Origin of the sequence: Clostridium sp. 19966 (genome assembly GCF_032335695.1) — a bacterium.
GTDB lineage: Bacteria > Bacillota > Clostridia > Clostridiales > Clostridiaceae > JACTOJ01.
The window spans coordinates 1-16,253 of sequence record NZ_JACTOJ010000018.1 but is presented as its reverse complement, the minus strand read 5'-3'; the positions used below and the strand labels follow the sequence as shown (position 1 = coordinate 16,253).

The 16,253-nt window shown below is 34.0% G+C and carries 13 protein-coding genes; 7 read left to right on the top strand and 6 right to left on the bottom strand.

Annotation, left to right across the window (positions count from 1 at the left end):
- Nucleotides 1–106: 106 nt before the first annotated feature.
- The 5 genes from IAI10_RS16920 to IAI10_RS16900 all read right to left on the bottom strand — a co-directional run bounded on the left by IAI10_RS16920 (nt 107) and on the right by IAI10_RS16900 (nt 3,622).
- Nucleotides 107–988 (bottom strand): hypothetical protein, encoded by an 882-nt coding sequence (locus tag IAI10_RS16920; RefSeq protein ID WP_315674484.1) that lies wholly within the window; start codon nt 986–988, stop codon nt 107–109.
- A 25-nt stretch (nt 989–1,013) separates the two neighbouring features.
- Nucleotides 1,014–1,664 carry a class D sortase gene (locus IAI10_RS16915; protein WP_315674483.1) on the bottom strand — a complete coding sequence of 217 codons (651 nt, stop codon included), beginning with the start codon at nt 1,662–1,664 and terminating at the stop codon, nt 1,014–1,016.
- Nucleotides 1,665–1,700: 36 nt separating this feature from the next.
- Complete coding sequence (locus IAI10_RS16910) at nt 1,701–2,228, bottom strand: hypothetical protein (protein ID WP_315674482.1); 528 nt, start codon at nt 2,226–2,228, stop codon at nt 1,701–1,703.
- A gap of 150 nt (nt 2,229–2,378) precedes the next feature.
- Nucleotides 2,379–3,251 (bottom strand): hypothetical protein, encoded by an 873-nt coding sequence (locus IAI10_RS16905; protein ID WP_315674481.1) that lies wholly within the window; start codon nt 3,249–3,251, stop codon nt 2,379–2,381.
- Nucleotides 3,252–3,313: 62 nt separating this feature from the next.
- Nucleotides 3,314–3,622 (bottom strand): hypothetical protein, encoded by a 309-nt coding sequence (locus IAI10_RS16900; RefSeq protein WP_315674480.1) that lies wholly within the window; start codon nt 3,620–3,622, stop codon nt 3,314–3,316.
- Between the two features lie 188 nt (nt 3,623–3,810).
- Between IAI10_RS16900 and IAI10_RS16895 the strand changes: the two genes are divergently transcribed.
- The 5 genes from IAI10_RS16895 (at nt 3,811) to IAI10_RS16875 (ending at nt 12,575) form a co-directional block, all read left to right on the top strand.
- Nucleotides 3,811–6,525, top strand: coding sequence for a glycoside hydrolase family 9 protein (locus IAI10_RS16895; RefSeq protein ID WP_315674479.1), 2,715 nt, complete (start codon nt 3,811–3,813; stop codon nt 6,523–6,525).
- Between the two features lie 66 nt (nt 6,526–6,591).
- Nucleotides 6,592–9,300 (top strand): glycoside hydrolase family 48 protein, encoded by a 2,709-nt coding sequence (locus IAI10_RS16890; RefSeq protein WP_315674478.1) that lies wholly within the window; start codon nt 6,592–6,594, stop codon nt 9,298–9,300.
- Nucleotides 9,301–9,609: 309 nt separating this feature from the next.
- Entirely contained in the window at nt 9,610–10,404 is a 795-nt protein-coding gene (locus IAI10_RS16885) for an EFR1 family ferrodoxin (RefSeq protein WP_315674477.1), read from the top strand.
- A gap of 129 nt (nt 10,405–10,533) precedes the next feature.
- Nucleotides 10,534–11,883, top strand: a complete 1,350-nt coding sequence (locus tag IAI10_RS16880) for a radical SAM protein (protein WP_315674476.1) — start codon at nt 10,534–10,536, stop codon at nt 11,881–11,883.
- 128 nt (nt 11,884–12,011) lie between these two features.
- Complete coding sequence (locus IAI10_RS16875; protein ID WP_315674475.1) at nt 12,012–12,575, top strand: zinc dependent phospholipase C family protein; 564 nt, start codon at nt 12,012–12,014, stop codon at nt 12,573–12,575.
- 104 nt (nt 12,576–12,679) lie between these two features.
- Here IAI10_RS16875 and IAI10_RS16870 read toward each other — a convergent pair whose 3' ends face one another.
- Nucleotides 12,680–13,159 (bottom strand): S-ribosylhomocysteine lyase, encoded by a 480-nt coding sequence (locus tag IAI10_RS16870; protein ID WP_315674474.1) that lies wholly within the window; start codon nt 13,157–13,159, stop codon nt 12,680–12,682.
- Nucleotides 13,160–13,458: 299 nt separating this feature from the next.
- On the opposite strand from IAI10_RS16870, the gene IAI10_RS16865 reads away from it, so the two are divergent.
- Nucleotides 13,459–14,715: a X2-like carbohydrate binding domain-containing protein gene (locus tag IAI10_RS16865; protein ID WP_315674473.1), complete on the top strand. Its 1,257-nt coding sequence runs from the start codon at nt 13,459–13,461 to the stop codon at nt 14,713–14,715.
- A 74-nt stretch (nt 14,716–14,789) separates the two neighbouring features.
- Nucleotides 14,790–16,061 carry a dockerin type I repeat-containing protein gene (locus IAI10_RS16860; RefSeq protein WP_315674472.1) on the top strand — a complete coding sequence of 424 codons (1,272 nt, stop codon included), beginning with the start codon at nt 14,790–14,792 and terminating at the stop codon, nt 16,059–16,061.
- The last annotated feature ends 192 nt before the right edge of the window (nt 16,062–16,253 follow it).

Here is a 16,253-nt window from a genome sequence, read left to right as displayed (position 1 = left end):
TTATAATTAAAGTATAAAAGTTTTAAATAAGTGTAAAAAGCTGCACTTATTTAAAACTTATTTTTCTATATAGATAAAAATATAAAATTATACTAATTAATTTTTTTTAATGACTGTGTCTATGCCTATGTGTTTCTTTTTTTGCTCCAAATTTAGAATAGAGTATTAATAGAATAATACCTGTAAATATTAAAGTTCCTCCGGTATAGGCAAAAAAACTTATATATTCATTTATAATGGATCCTGTCAATGTTTTTAGCATAGGAACACCTATAGCTATATTTTGTGTAAACTTAGATAAAATTCCAACAATAGATGGGATAAAAGTCAACAAACCTCCAGCTACAAAGGAACAACCAAGCCAAGCAACAAGATAGGATAAATCCTTATATTGAATAAAAAATAAAATTAATATTAAAAGTAAAATTGATAACATTATTATACTGTTATATTTGTAAAGTAAATTAAGAGCATGTCTAAACTTTTGAAAAAAGGATAATTTACTTATTTTATTGAAACTTACTAGATTTATATCGTTATTAATTGTACTCTGTACGTCGGTTTTTAACTCAGCTAAATCACTGGCACTTCCAACAGTAGAGTTGGAAGAATTTATAAACTTATCTAAATTTGCACTAAAGTTATTACCTATACTAGTAGTGTCTATTTGAGGTAACGAATCACTTGTATAGTTCATGTAGTCAATAGTTTTTCTAGTGGAATCAATAACTTGTGATTTTATCCAATTAGTCTGAATAACACCATCAAAAACACTTTTAGGAAAATTGCATGTTCTGGCAATAGTTGCAAAATCTTTATTTAAGGATGTTTCAATATATGGATAAAGCCCAGCACTTTCAAATTTATTAATATAAAGATCAGAATCAAAAAGTTTGTTTACAGTGAAAAGTGAAAATTGTGCCACAAATAAAGTTAATACTAAACATAAACTCACGATAAAGGTTAAAATGGCTTTAATAATTTTCATAACAGCTATTTCACTCCTCCTATGGTTATTTATTTAAAGTAGAATCTACAAAATCAGCCAATACTACGTATCTTTTAGGGGCATGTCCTATAAAGGTAAAAGGATAGCAGGTATATATAGTTAACATTTCTTTATCGCTAGGCACTACTACTGTTTTATCATCGGCATTTACGATTCTAAAACCCCTAACTTTATAATTAAAAGTACCATAGTAGGTTTTAAGGGTAATGATATCTCCTATCTTAGTATCACCTAATTTTATGAAGGAGGTATCTCTATGACCAGCAAGAACTACGTTGCCATTTTGTCCAGGAAGTGCAGTGTTTATATGGTGCCCTACCCCTTCAGCTAAGTCAGCATTACTAACACCTTGGATAATAGGTATATCCGCGGAAATCGAAGGAATAACTATGGTTCCTATATTACTATCGATTTGTGGATATTGAAATTTCTTATCTTGCACAGCAAATTTACTATAACCTACTTGTTGGGCAGGTTTATTAATGAATATGCTTCCCCAAAAATAAGCCTCTTTTAGTAAACCTAAACTAGCATAACTAATTAATGCAAAACCGCATAAAAAAAGAAGAAGAGGAATTCCAAAAAGAATTCCCTTTTTTCTTCTACTAGAAGTTTTTGCATTATGGTTTTTATGAATAAAATCATTTTTTACCATGTTAAAAACTCCTTAAGTAAGTTTTTAAAGAAAAGTTTATGCTAAACTTTTCTTTTTCATTAATACTGTAGATCCTGCAGCTGCAACTATTAGGAATGCTCCTATAGCAATTAGATTGCCATAGTTTGTAGCTGTCTGAGCCATACTAGTTCCTGTAGGCTGTGAAGAATCAGTACTGAAAACAGTAGCACCAGTAGAATCTTTTAATACTACTTTGTTGCCACCTTCAAAATTAGCAGTAAGACCAAGAGCACTAGCAGCAGCTAAAATATTTGATTTAACTGAAGCCTTATCAGCAGCAGATAATTTGGATAAATCTCCACCTGCAGCCTTTATCTTTGGTGCAGCAGCATTAATGTTGCTAACAACTGTGTCCAGAGTAGCAGCACTAACTGAATGCTGATTTAAATAAGTTTGAGCTTCACTTACATAGCTTTGAGCAGCACCAGTATTGTTTAAAGCTGTTATTACATCTGAGTTAGTAGCAGCAAATGCTGGTAGTGAAGTTCCAAGAATTAGTGCAGCAGCTGTAGCAGCGCTAAATAGACCTTTTCTTAATTTCATACTTAATATCCCCCTTACTTAAATTAATATTATTATCAAATTAAAGTATAGCACATAAAAAGCAGGCAATGCAATGGTATTTCACTGGAATAAACGGTTTTATATCATAAATGGTAATTGATTTATTACTTATTGTAATAAATTATTAAGTCATTTTACATTCCTTTTTCTTGCTTCCAATAGACCATACAAAAGTATGAGAAGAGCTCCTATTGAAATAAAACCAATACCTGTATATACAAAAAAGTTTATATAATCCAGAATAGTAGGCACAGCCAGCAGCTTTAATATATTTGAAGAAAAAAATATGCGGTCAGTTGATTTGGATATTATGAAAACTAGTGAAGGAAGCAATGCTAAAAGACCAGCTGCTATAAAGCAGTATCCGCACCAAGAAGCAAATAAACTAAAGCTTCTAATGTTTATAATTAGCAATATTAAAATTAAAAACAAGTTAGCAATTATAATTGAAGTTTTATAAGCATACAGCCAGTAAGCGTGCAGTCTGAAATTTTGAAAATAACCTGAATTTGAGAGTTTATTAACACTAAAAGCATTTATATTATTTTTAATAGAGGTTTGAATTTCTCTATTAAGCTCATCTAAGTCTTTTTTTGCAGTTTCATTAACTGGTATATTAGAAGATATTAAATAATTGTTTATATTTGATATAAGCTTTTCACTAACATAGCTGGTATCCACTTTAGGAACAGAAGCTTTTTTAAAACTCATATAATCTATAGTTTGGTAAGTGGAAGCAACTATTTGATCTCTTACCCAGTTATATGAAACAATATCATTAAAAATATCCTTAGGGAAATTACAGCTTTTTGCTATAGCTGCAAGATCACTTTTTATGGAAGCATCTATGGCAGAATATAGTGTCAAACTTTCAAGCCTATTAGTATAAAGCTCAGGTTTAAGCAATTTCATATGTGTAAAAAATGAGAATTGTACAATAAATAGTCCTAATGTAAGACAAAGACTCACAGAAAGTGAGAATATAAATTTTAATGCCTTCAATATTGCCACCTCCATTTATCATTTAAATCTGCTTTAAATAAATGCTGATTTTAAATATATCTTTATCCTAGAAATTCAGGAGTTTCTTGATTATCTGCTCTTATTGCCTTCTGAAGTATTGTAAAATCAATTTTTCCACTGAACTCATCTAATTTGCAGGGATATTTTCCACCGCAGCTTTCACATTGTAAGTATTCCTTAGAATCTATTTTAGCTCTATTATCAAATAAAAATGGCAGAGCTTCATCTTTGTTAGAGCTTTCTTTTTTATTTTGGCTTATTTGGTAGGTATATAAATAAGTAGCTTCTCTTTTTATTGATAAATTCTTACTTTTACATTTTGGACAAATTATTGATTCATTTAAGTACAAAACAATATCATCCCTTTCAAATCATACTTTTATTTATAATTTTAGTTTTCCAAATATTATTTTTTATAAACATAAAAAAAGTAAGAAGAAATTTTTACCAAAAACGTTTACAAATAATGTAAATAGTGCTACAATATAACTGTACAGAAAATAGAGGCTAGTTAAAATTAGAGAAGGAGATGGAAAAAATGAAAAAAATCCTCAGCTTAGTTTTAACATTAGCTGTTGCAGGCACTGTTACTGCACCTGTTAAGATTTCTGTTTCTGCAGCAGCAAATCAAGCCAATTACAACTATGGAGAGGCTCTTCAAAAATCTTTACTTTTCTATGAACTTCAAAGGTCAGGCAAACTTCCCAATGATAAAAGAGATAACTGGCGAGGCGATTCTGGCATGCAAGATGGACAAGATTCTGGATTAGATCTTACGGGAGGCTGGTATGATGCCGGTGATCATGTGAAATTTAATCTTCCAATGTCCTATTCAGCTGCTATGTTAGCCTGGAGTCTCTATGAATCAAAAGATGCATATGTAAAAAGTGGACAACTTACCTATATGATGAATGATATTAAATGGGCTAATGATTATTTTGTTAAGTGTAATCCTTCACCCAATGTTTATTACTATCAGGTTGGAGATGGAGGAACGGATCACAGCTGGTGGGGACCTGCAGAAGTTATGCAAATGAACAGGCCTTCCTATAAGCTGGATATAAATAATCCCGGGTCATCAGTAACTGCAGAAACTGCAGCTTCACTGGCATCAGCTTATGTAGTGCTAAAAGACACGGACCCTGACACTGCTGCAGTCTATTTAAAACATGCAAAGGATTTATTTAACTTTGCTGACACAGCTAAAAGTGATAAGGGTTACACTGCCGCAAGCGGTTTTTATAATTCCTCAAGTTTTTATGATGATCTTTCATGGGCAGCTGTATGGTTATATCTGGCTACCAACGATTCCGCATATTTAAATAAGGCAGAAGCCTACGTGCCGAATTGGGGAACAGAACCTCAAAGCAGCACCCTATCATATAAATGGACTCAATGCTGGGATGATGTACATTATGGTGCACAGCTTATGCTGGCACAGATTACAAACAAATCCATATATAAGGATAGCATGGAAAGATATTTAGACTACTGGACTACAGGCTATAACGGAGAAAAAGTTAAGTACACTCCACAAGGATTAGCTTGGCTTTCTGATTGGGGTTCACTAAGATATGCTACTACTACTGCCTTTTTAGCCAGCGTATATGCAAAATGGACAGGCTGTACGCAAAGTAAAACTAGTATTTACTTAAATTTTGCAAAGTCACAAATAGATTACGCTCTAGGGAGCACTGGAAGAAGCTTCGTAGTAGGCTTTGGAACAAGTTCTCCTCAGCATCCTCATCACAGAACTGCTCATAGCTCTTGGAGTGACAATATTTCTGATCCAGTAAATGAAAGACATGTATTATATGGGGCCTTAGTAGGTGGACCCGGAGCAGACGATAGCTATCAAGATGTTATAAGCAATTATACTAACAATGAAGTAGCCTGTGATTATAATGCTGGATACACTGGAGCTTTAGCAGAGCTTTATGAAGATTATGGCGGAGATCCTATAGCTAATTTTAACGCTGTAGAGCAAAAGACTAATGATGAATTCTATGTAGAAGCTGGAATAAATGCTTCAGGCACAAATTTTGTTGAGATTAAAGCAGATATAAACAATAAAACTGGATGGCCTGCAAGAGTTACAGATAAATTATCCTTCAGATACTACATCGATTTATCTGAAGTCATAAAGGCAGGATATACAGCAGATGATATAACTATAAGTACTAATTACAATCAAGGTGCCACTGTCTCTAAGCCAATAGCAGCAGATAAAGCTAAAAATTTATATTATGTGCTTGTAGATTTTTCAGGCACTAAAATCTATCCCGGAGGTCAATCTGCTTACAAGAAAGAGGTACAGTTTAGAATGGCTGCTCCTTCAGGAGTAGTATGGGATAATACTAATGATTTCTCCTTCCAGGGGATATCTTCTAACAGCACAGTGGTAAAAGCAAATAATATACCTGTGTATGATGCGGGAGTAAAAGTATACGGCAATGAACCTAGCGAAGGAGTCGTGGTAAAAACTGCGATTACCTCGCCTCAGGATGGGGCAGTATTGGATAATACCTCAGTGAACACACCTATAGCCATAAAAGCAGATGCTTCTGTAAGCGCTGGCAGCATAAGCAAGCTAGAATTCTTTGTTAACAATGCAAAAGTAGGGGAAGCAGTTTCAGCTCCTTATGAATATGACTGGACACCTCCACAGAGCAGTACCAAAACTGATGGAATAGAAACATATTCTATAACTGCAAAAGCTACTGATGCTGATGGAAATTCTCAAATTTCAGCTCCAGTAACTATAAAAGTAAAACTTCCAATAAAACCAGCACCAGCTGCTAATATTTCTGTGCAAGCTTTTAATGGCAACACACAAAATATAACCAATTCAATATATCCAAAATTAAAAATCACTAACAATAGTACCAACGCCATAAACCTATCAGATGTTAACTTAAGATATTATTACACTATAGACGGAGAAAAATCACAAAGCTTTTGGTGTGATTGGGCTACTGCAGGAGCTTCTAATGTTACAGGGAGCTTTGTTAAGATGCAAAGTCCTACCGCTACTGCGGATTATTATTTTCAAATAGGCTTTACAAGCAGTGCTGGAACATTGGCACCTGGACAGAGCACAGAGCTTACCATTAGATTTGCTAAATCTGATTGGTCCAATTATACTCAGACAAATGACTACTCTTTTGATGCAAAAGATACCTCCTATGCTGACTCTAAGTTAATTACTAGTTATGTCTCTGGCAATTTGATTTCAGGCGTGGAACCTTCTTAGGAAAAGCATTAAGACTAAATAAGATTATGCTATAAGCAAATTTAAATTTGAAAGGGGATTTTTTAAATGGAGAAACAAGTCAGTAGTGCTGCCACAAGCCAATATCAAGCAAGATTTACTGAGATGTACAACAAAATTCATGATTCTGCCAACGGATATTTTAATGCAAAAGGTATCCCATATCATTCTATTGAAACTCTTATGTGCGAGGCACCAGATTATGGGCATGAAACTACCAGTGAAGCTTTTAGCTATTATGCATGGCTTGAAGCAGTACATGGAAGATTTACAGGAGATTGGGCACCACTTAGAACTGCTTGGAGTGCAATGGAAAAATATATTATTCCAGGTACAACTGATCAGCCTACTATAGGAGCATATAATCCTTCAAAACCTGCTACATATGCAGGGGAATATGAAACACCGGATCAATATCCAAGTCAGCTTATGACCTCTGTACCAGTGGGAAGTGACCCCTTATTTCAAGAATTAAAGAGCGCCTATGGTACTAGCGAATTATACGGAATGCATTGGCTTCTTGATGTTGACAATTGGTATGGCTATGGAGCTAAAGAAGATGGTGTAACAGCTCCAGCTTATATAAATACCTTCCAGAGAGGAGAACAAGAATCTGTTTGGGAAACAATACCTCAGCCTTGCTATGAGAATTTTAAGTATGGCGGGCCAAATGGATATTTAGACTTGTTCACTAAGGATAGTTCTTACTCAAAACAGTGGAAATATACAGAAGCCCCAGATGCTGATGCTCGTGCAATACAGGCTGTGTACTGGGCAAAGCAATGGGCTAAAGCTCAGGGAAGTGATGTATCAGATCTGGTGAGCAAGGCATCTAAATTAGGAGATTATGAAAGATATGTATTCTTTGATAAATACTTTAAAAAGATAGGCTGTCAAGATGTTAATAGTGCGGGAGGAACTGGATATGATGCAGCCCATTATCTGCTATCTTGGTATTATGCGTGGGGTGGAGGCTTAGGCGCTAACTGGGCTTGGATAATAGGCTGCAGTCACTGCCATTTTGGATACCAAAATCCGTCAGCAGCTTGGGTTTTATCTACAGATACAGATATGAAGCCTAAATCAGCAAATGGAGCGAGAGACTGGGGAAAGAGCCTTGATAGGCAGCTAGAGTTCTATCAATGGCTGCAATCTGCAGAGGGTGCTATAGCTGGAGGTGCAACAAATTCTTATAATGGAAGATATGAAAAGTATCCAGCAGGTACCGCCACATTCTATGGAATGGCATACCAAGAAAATCCCGTTTATGCTGACCCAGGAAGCAACACTTGGTTTGGTATGCAGGCATGGTCCATGCAGCGTATGGCAGAGTATTATTATAATTCAGGAGATACAAGAGCTAAGAATATATTGGATAAATGGGCAAAGTGGGTAAAATCAGTAGTTAAATTGAACTCTGATGGAACCTTTCAAGTTCCATCTACCTTGGATTGGAATGGTCAGCCAGATACTTGGACGGGAACTTATACTGGAAATCCAAACCTTCACGTGATAGTAGTAAATTATTCTACAGATTTAGGAGTTACAGCTTCCTTATCCAATGCACTTTTGTTCTATAGTGCTGCTACCACCAAATATACGCCTAGTAATGCGGATGATGATGCCAGAGCGCTGGCTAAGGAATTATTGGATAGAATGTGGACACTATATAAAGATAATCAGGGATTATCAGTGTCAGAAGCCAGGAGCGATTATCATAGAATGTTCGATCAGGAAGTATATGTACCAAGTACCTTCAATGGAAAGATGCCTAATGGAGATGTCATAAAACCAGGCATAAAATTTATAGATATACGTACAAAGTATGAAGCTGATCCTGATTATGCTAAGGTTAAAGCTGCCTATGACAAAGGAGAAGCTCCAGTATTTAATTATCATAGATTCTGGGCTCAGTGTGATATAGCTATAGCTAATGCCATGTATGGCATATTATTTGAAAATGTGCCCCAACCAGTTAATAATATTGCAGTTTCAATAACCTCTCCCATAGAAGGACAAGCTTTTGATGATAGCGCAGTTTATTCTCCTATTTCATTAACTGCTAATGCTGCGGAGGACGGTGGAACTATAAGCAAGGTTGAATTCTTTGTTAATGATAACAAGGTTGGAGAGGCTGATACAAGCCCATATACAGTGCAGTGGACTCCTAGCGGCTATACGCAGAACTCAGATGGTATTGAAAATATGGTACTTACAGCAAAAGCTACAGATGCTAATGGATTAGTCGCTGTATCAAGTAAAGTCAATATAAAGGTTAAACTGCCTATAAAGATTTTACCAAGTGGAAATTTATCCTTAGTTGCCTTTAATGCCAATGTATCATCAACAACAAACTCTATTTCACCTAAAATTAAGATAACTAATACAGGCGCTACCAATATAGCCCTGTCTGATGTTACTATTAGATATTTCTATACTATAGACGGAGAGAAGTCTCAAACTTTATGGTGCGATTGGGCTAATATAGGTTCTGGCAATGTAACGGGTAAGTTTGTAAAACTTTCTACAGTGAAGCCTAATGCAGATTATTATGTGGAGGTAGGATTTATAACAGGAGCAGGGACTCTTCAGCCAGGTCAAAATGCTGAAATGGCATTAAGGTTCGCTAAGAGTGACTGGTCTAATTACACTCAAACTAATGATTATTCTTTTGATGCTGCATCCTCCAATTACAATGCATCTACCAAGATTACAGTATATATTAAAGGTATACTGGTTAGTGGAGTAGAAGCTTAAAAATCTATAAGTGCTGCTGTACAGCTTATAAATAAGTTAGCTGTGCAGCAGCTTTTACTTTAGGATTTGTTTTAAATGGCTTTAAATGTAAGCATTCTTTAATAAATCGTTAACAATGAAGGTTTTAATGTTTACTCATTAAAATTTGATGTATAATTAGGTTTAGAATTTTACTAAGAACAAATTAATTTCAATAAAGGTAGACAAAAAAACGAATTTTTAATATAATGGTAATTAATGGAATAAAAGTAATATAAAGTTGCGAAAATGCGTAAAATTATTTATTTTACTTTTTAGGGGGAGAAATATATGATATTTTATTTTTCAGGTACAGGAAATTCTTTATATGTGGCAAAGGATGTGGCAAGGAATAGTAATGAAAAAATAATTTCTATTTCTGCTTTGGTGCGCGAAAATAAGGCAAGCTATGAATATACTTTAGATGAAGATGAAGATGAAGTTGTGGGTTTTGTTTATCCAATATATGCTTGGGCACCTCCAAAGATGGTTATAGAATTTATTAAAAAGCTGAATCTAAAAAATTACAAGGAAAATTATACATTTACAATAGCAACTTGCGGAGCGAATGTAGGAAACACTGTAAAAACTATAGAAAAAGCTTTAGAGGGTAAAGGCATAGAACTCAATAGTGCCTTTTCTGTAGCTATGCCAAGCAACTACATAATAATGGGAAATGTTGAATCCGAAGAAGCTCAAAATAAAAAATTATCATCAGTAGAAATAGAATTAAAAGATATAAACGAAGCAATAAGTAAGAGAGTGAAAGGAATGTATGATGTAGAAAAAGGGCATTTACCTTGGGTAACTACAGCAATAATAAATCCTCTATTTAACAAAGCTATCAACACTAAAAAGTTTTATGTAACTGATAAATGTACTGGCTGTGGTCTCTGTGAAAAAGTATGTAATTCCGGTACTATAAAAGTAGATAAAAAGCCAGTTTGGGGTGATAAGTGCCTGCAGTGTCTGGCCTGTATAAATTTATGTCCTGCTAAAGCAATTCAGTATGGAAAAAATACAGAAAGTAAAGGAAGATATAGGAATCCTAATATAAGCCTTGAAGAGTTAAAAATTATAAAATAATAGATACTTATATTAACTATTGTATTTAATTAGCGGCATAAGCCGCTTTTTTTGTTCTAATTAGGATATTCAAATACATATTATATAAATATAGTAATTTTGCATTTAATGTAGGAAGGTGTAGCTATTATGAAGGCTATAGAGTTGCTTGAAAAATCAGCTAAGGAAACTATGGTAAAAAATGCTGTGGCTTTGTTAAGCAAATCCCCGGAAGAAAATTTTGAGAAGCTTTTTGATTTGGTGGAAAAAGCCATTGGAAAGGATGAAGAGAATTTAAAAAAAGTACAGGTGGTAAGGGATGTATATCATAACAATGAGGCAACTCATAAATATATTATAGATATGCTTAAGGAAACGGATAAGAAATGCCTTCAAACCTTTTTTAGCAATTTTCTTGCTAATAATATTTGGTATGGTATTCCTAAAAGAGATAAGCTTGCTGCTGAAAAAGGACTTAATACTCCTTTTGTGATTTTGATAAGCCCATCTATGAGGTGCAATTTAAAATGTACTGGCTGTTATGCATCTAGCTATAGCAAAGAGGAGGATATACCTTATGAGGAATTAGAGAGAATAGTCAGCGAGGCAAGAGATTTAGGTTTATACTTTTTTATAATACTTGGAGGAGAACCATTTTTCAGATATGATCTGCTGAAGCTTTATGAAAAGTTTAATGACTGCATATTTGTTCCTTTCACAAATGGTACTCTTTTTGATGAAAAGCTTTCTGATAAGCTAGTAAAGCTTGCCAATGTTGTTCCTATGTTCTCTCTTGAAGGCTTTGAAAAAGACACGGATGCAAGAAGGGGAAAAGGAGTATTTCAGAAGGTTATGAAGGGTATGGAGCTCCTAAAGGAAAGAGGAGTTATGTTTGGAGTATCGACTGCTGTAAGTAAAAACAATATAGATACTGTAGTTTCGGATAGCTTTATAGATATGCTTGTAGAAAAGGGCTCAAGAATAAGCTGGTATTTTATATTTATGCCAGTAGGAAAAAATCCTGAAGTAAATCTCATGCTTTCTCCTAAACAGAGAATTCATTTAGGGGAAAGAGTGGGGCAAATAAGGGCTAATAAACCTTATTTTGCTATAGACTTTTTTAATGATGCACCTTATGTAGGAGGATGCATTGCTGGAAAAGAATATTGCCACATTAATTCTAAGGAAGAATTAGAACCCTGCATATTTTCTCACTTTTCAGCAGAGAATTTAAAAAATAAAAGCTTTATAGAGGCTTTTAACTCTGATTTTTTTAAAGAAATTAGAAGCAGACAACCATATAACAATAATTTATTGATGCCTTGTATGATGATTGATAATACTAATCAAATAAGAGAAATAGTAGCTAAAACAGGTGCTAAGCCTACAGATGAAGGCGGAAGAAAAATGATAGAAGATAAAGAATTTCAAAAGAAACTTGATGAGATAGCTAATGATTTCTTTTATGAAGCTGATAAAGCTTGGAAGAATTTTAAGTGATTAACCTTGCATAAGCATATATTTAAAATAGCTAATACTTAAACAAAAATTAACGTTATTAAGGTTTCGTGAATTGTCAATAATGCTTAATATATAAGTAGAAATAATTCATGAAAGCGGGATTGATAATGATTTCAGGTTCACATATATTATTCTCTAAAATTATTTATGAATACTGCACAAACAAATTAAATATAAAGCTGAATAGAGGAGTGTTCATGTATGGAAATATAAAGCCAGACATTTCAAAAGAATGTAAGCAGAATGAGCATTCAGTAGAAGACAGTGCGGATATTGTTAAAGTATATTATGCTAAGCTAACAAGCGGAGAACTTGAAAATAGGGAGTTTTCATTAATTCTAGGAATGATGTGTCACTATATATGTGATTTCTTTTGTATTTTTCATACAAAAGAATATGTTAAAAAAAATTCTTTTGTTCACACCTTATATGAGATAAGGCTTCATATGGTTTTTATAGCTAGATTGCTTGGAGGAAAGATTAAAATAACTAAATTTAAGAATCTTCCCTATCATGATATTGAAACTATAATTTCAGTGATGAGAGAAAGATATTTTAAGGAAATACCTAGTTTTACAAGAGATATAAATAATGCATTAGAAGCGGCAATTTGGAGTGTAGAATCTGCCGTCTATTACAGAAAAGCTGAAGAGGATGCTCAAGCTTTATAATAAAGCTATGATTTAAAAGAATGTTGATAAAAACTTTGATCATCAAGGATTGTGAAGAAGGCTGTACCTTAGAAAAAAATATTTCTAGAGTATAGCCTTTCCTATTAATCAGGATAATAAAGATTTTTGTCAGTGATTTTAAGAAGAACTTCATTGAGATATTTGTTTGCAAGATATTTTGCCATAGGTAAATTCATATCTAGATAATTTCCGCAGTCTTTAGCAGAAGCTCCAGGTATATCGCCCTCATAATTTGCTATGAAGGTATATAGTTCTGTTATAAGAGAAACTATATCCTTTGACTCGTAATCTCCTCCAAGAATTAGGTAGAAGCCAGTTCTGCATCCCATCGGTCCAAAGTATACTGTCTTTGAAGCATACTCCTTGTGATTTCTTAAAAAGGTAGCACCTAAATGTTCTATTGCATGAACCTCTGCAGTATTCATTACAGGTTCGCAATTTGGTCTTGTCATTCTTAAATCAAAAGTAGTGAGAACAGTATCTCCAAATTTATCTTTTCTTGAAACGTAAATTCCAGGAACAAGCTCTAAATGATTGATGGTGAAACTTGCGATCTTTTCCATTATAAAAACCCCCAATTTTAAGGCATACAGCCGTTTTTTACTATTCCAATAGATTTAATTGTATTTTAGCATTTGATATATTAATAGTCAAGAATAGAATAAAAATGTAAAACAATATATTGTAAAATATGGAATAATATATTGACACGGTGTATGGATAATGCTATATTTAATGTAAATAAGATATTTTACTTTACTAAAAATGAAATGCTTAAGTATACGTTTACTGCAAATTGCACTAGGGGGGTGATTTGTATAGCAGCTTAAAGCACAGCATTAAATTAGGGAGGAGATATTAAATGAATATTAAAAAGAAAGTATTGTCCTTGGTACTAATGATTATAATGGCTCTAGGCTTTTCAAGCTGGCATAAAGTTTCAGCGGATACAACAGGTTTGAACGTACAAATGTATAATGTGGGTACAGCTTCCAGTACAAACACCATAAATCCTAAAATTAAAATAATTAATAATGGGACAAGTTCTATAAATCTTTCAGATTTAAAACTTAGATATTATTATACATCGGAGGGAAGCCAGACTCAAAGTTTTTGGTGTGACTATGCATCCATGACTTATAGCTCAGGCTATTCAGATGAAACTAAGAATGTAAGTGCAGACTTCGGAAAACTATCCAATCCAACCTCAACTGCTGACAGCTATTTTCAGATTTCTTTTTCTAAAGATGTTTTACCCGCTAACGGAACTTTAGAATTGCAAATCAGAGTAGCTAAATCAGATTGGAGTAATTATACACAGACTAATGATTATTCTTTTAACACTGCAGCTGCTAATTATGTAGATTGGAGTAAAATCACAGCATACATAAACGGAGCACTTGTTTATGGTGTGGAGCCTTCACCTACAGCTGTGATTAATTCAACTATAAGCCATTCAAGTTTGAGCTTTGACAAAAATTCTCCTGCAGATTTAGAAGCCAATATAACCTTTAATGGGAATATACTTAAAGAAATAGATAATGGGACTTCTGTTTTACAATCAGGAATTGATTATACATTAAACGGAAGCACGGTTACTATAGGAAAAGCATACCTTTCTTCTCTTCCGGATGGAAGTAGTAATCTTACATTTAAATTCAGTGCTGGTTCAGATGCTTTACTAAATATATCAGTTAAACCGTTACTTAGCATGAATATAACTGTAGGAAATGTCCAGGGCAGCACTGGAAACGTTTTAGTTCCAATTAACTTTGGAAGTATAAACAAGAGTATTCTAGGAGCAAATTTATCCATAAGCTATGATTCAGCCCAATTGGAATTAGCTTCTGTAGCTAGTGGGGATATAGTAAAGAATGCTTCTGTTAATTTTTCCTATGACACTTCAGTAGCTGGAAGAGTTAATATACTATTTTGTGACGAAAGCTTTGGAAGTAATCTTATAACTAGTAATGGGGTCTTTGCTAATCTTACTTTTAACATTAAAGGAACTTCAGCTGTAAAAGTGCCAGTAACAGTAGCTGATGAAACGGTAGCAGATATAAATGCTGATGCCATAAGTGCCACTACAGCTGATGGATCTGTTACTATAACTAAATAAATTGGCTATATTTTAAAACATAGCCTGTAGTGATAAAGAAATCTTGTAAATAAATTTTATAGGGAGTGAAGATTATGAAAAAAAAGATGCTAGCTATTTTTGTATCTGCATTTCTTTTAGGCAGCTTAGTTTGTCAAAACAAATTAAATACTAAAGCAGATACTAGTACTACTACTGCCAGCAAACCAGGAATAAATTGGATGAATAATACTAATTATTTTCCATTGGGAGCTAATTATGCTTGGCAGGATTGGGATTATGATTTTAGCGATAACGGTTGGGATTCAAGATTTACTACTATAAAATCAACCTTTGATCAGATGAGTTCACAAGGAGTACATGCTGTTAGATGGTGGGTTTACTGCAATATGTGGGCATCACCGCTTTTCTCAAGCACAGATGGTAAAGGATTATGTACCGGATTGCCTACTAATTGGGTAACTCACATGAAACAGGCTGCAGATTATGCAAATTCAAAGAATATGAAGATTTATTTTACCTTCACAAGTTTTGATGTTGCTAAGACAAACAATTCTTGGTACCATGGCAGTATTATAGATGATCCTACTGTACGTAAAAGCTTTATAGATAATGCGGTAGTTCCTGTTGTACAAGCACTTGGAACAAATCCAGGTGTAATGGGCTGGGATGTTGTCAATGAACCAGAGTGGATGATAGCTAGCGCAGATGGTGGAAGCCCTGGAGAAAGCATAGTTGGTTTCCCTCTTAGCACTGTAAGATCCTTTGTTAAAGATATGGTGGATACCATTCATAAATATGCTAAACAGCCTGTGAGTGTTGGAAGTGCAAGCATGAAGTGGATTGGTGCACAGTATAACTTCTGGTCAGGGTTAGGATTAGATTTTTATGATTTTCATTGGTATGATTGGGCAACTCCTTGGTTTAATCCGCTGACTACTCCAGTATCTTCGCTTAAATTGGACAAGCCTGTAATTATAGGAGAGATGATGCCTGATACTATGAATTCCTCCTTAAAAATGTCTCATCAGCAGGTGCTGGAGGGTCTTGTTAAGAATGGTTATAGCGGGTATTTGCTCTGGGCTTGGACTGATAGCAATACAAATTGTGTAGGTAAAACTACTCCGGATTTTGACAACTTTAAGAAGGCACATCCAGAACTTAATATAGATAAGCCTGGAAGCAACTCTTTAAAAGGTGATTTAAATGGTGATGGCAAGGTAGATGCTTCGGATGTTTCTCTTTTAAAGCAATATATTTTGAATCCTTCACAAAACTATGATACTACTGTTTTGGATATGAATAATGATGGTAAGGTTAATGTTCAGGATTATATTTTGCTTGAAAAGTCTATTGCAAATAGTTAAATAAAGTGAGTGTATAATGAGCTGTATCTCAAATATGATAAATATTTGGGATACAGCTTTTTAAAAACATAGCCTGCCAAACCGAGGCCACTGAAAAAGCTTCGCTTTTTCATGAAGAATTTAGCTAAATGCTAAATAGAGCACGAAGCATTTCACGATTTAGTAAAATATTTCGTGCTCTTCCCTTTTTCT

Excerpts from the sequence above, each read along its gene's own strand:
- IAI10_RS16920 (WP_315674484.1), bottom strand. The coding sequence starts at position 988 with ATGAAAATTATTAAAGCCATTTTAACCTTTATCGTGAGTTTATGTTTA.
- IAI10_RS16915 (WP_315674483.1), bottom strand. The coding sequence starts at position 1,664 with ATGGTAAAAAATGATTTTATTCATAAAAACCATAATGCAAAAACTTCT.
- IAI10_RS16910 (WP_315674482.1), bottom strand. The coding sequence starts at position 2,228 with ATGAAATTAAGAAAAGGTCTATTTAGCGCTGCTACAGCTGCTGCACTA.
- IAI10_RS16895 (WP_315674479.1), top strand. The coding sequence starts at position 3,811 with ATGAAAAAAATCCTCAGCTTAGTTTTAACATTAGCTGTTGCAGGCACT.
- IAI10_RS16890 (WP_315674478.1), top strand. The coding sequence starts at position 6,592 with ATGGAGAAACAAGTCAGTAGTGCTGCCACAAGCCAATATCAAGCAAGA.
- IAI10_RS16885 (WP_315674477.1), top strand. The coding sequence starts at position 9,610 with ATGATATTTTATTTTTCAGGTACAGGAAATTCTTTATATGTGGCAAAG.
- IAI10_RS16880 (WP_315674476.1), top strand. The coding sequence starts at position 10,534 with ATGAAGGCTATAGAGTTGCTTGAAAAATCAGCTAAGGAAACTATGGTA.
- IAI10_RS16875 (WP_315674475.1), top strand. The coding sequence starts at position 12,012 with ATGATTTCAGGTTCACATATATTATTCTCTAAAATTATTTATGAATAC.
- IAI10_RS16870 (WP_315674474.1), bottom strand. The coding sequence starts at position 13,159 with ATGGAAAAGATCGCAAGTTTCACCATCAATCATTTAGAGCTTGTTCCT.
- IAI10_RS16865 (WP_315674473.1), top strand. The coding sequence starts at position 13,459 with ATGAATATTAAAAAGAAAGTATTGTCCTTGGTACTAATGATTATAATG.
- IAI10_RS16860 (WP_315674472.1), top strand. The coding sequence starts at position 14,790 with ATGAAAAAAAAGATGCTAGCTATTTTTGTATCTGCATTTCTTTTAGGC.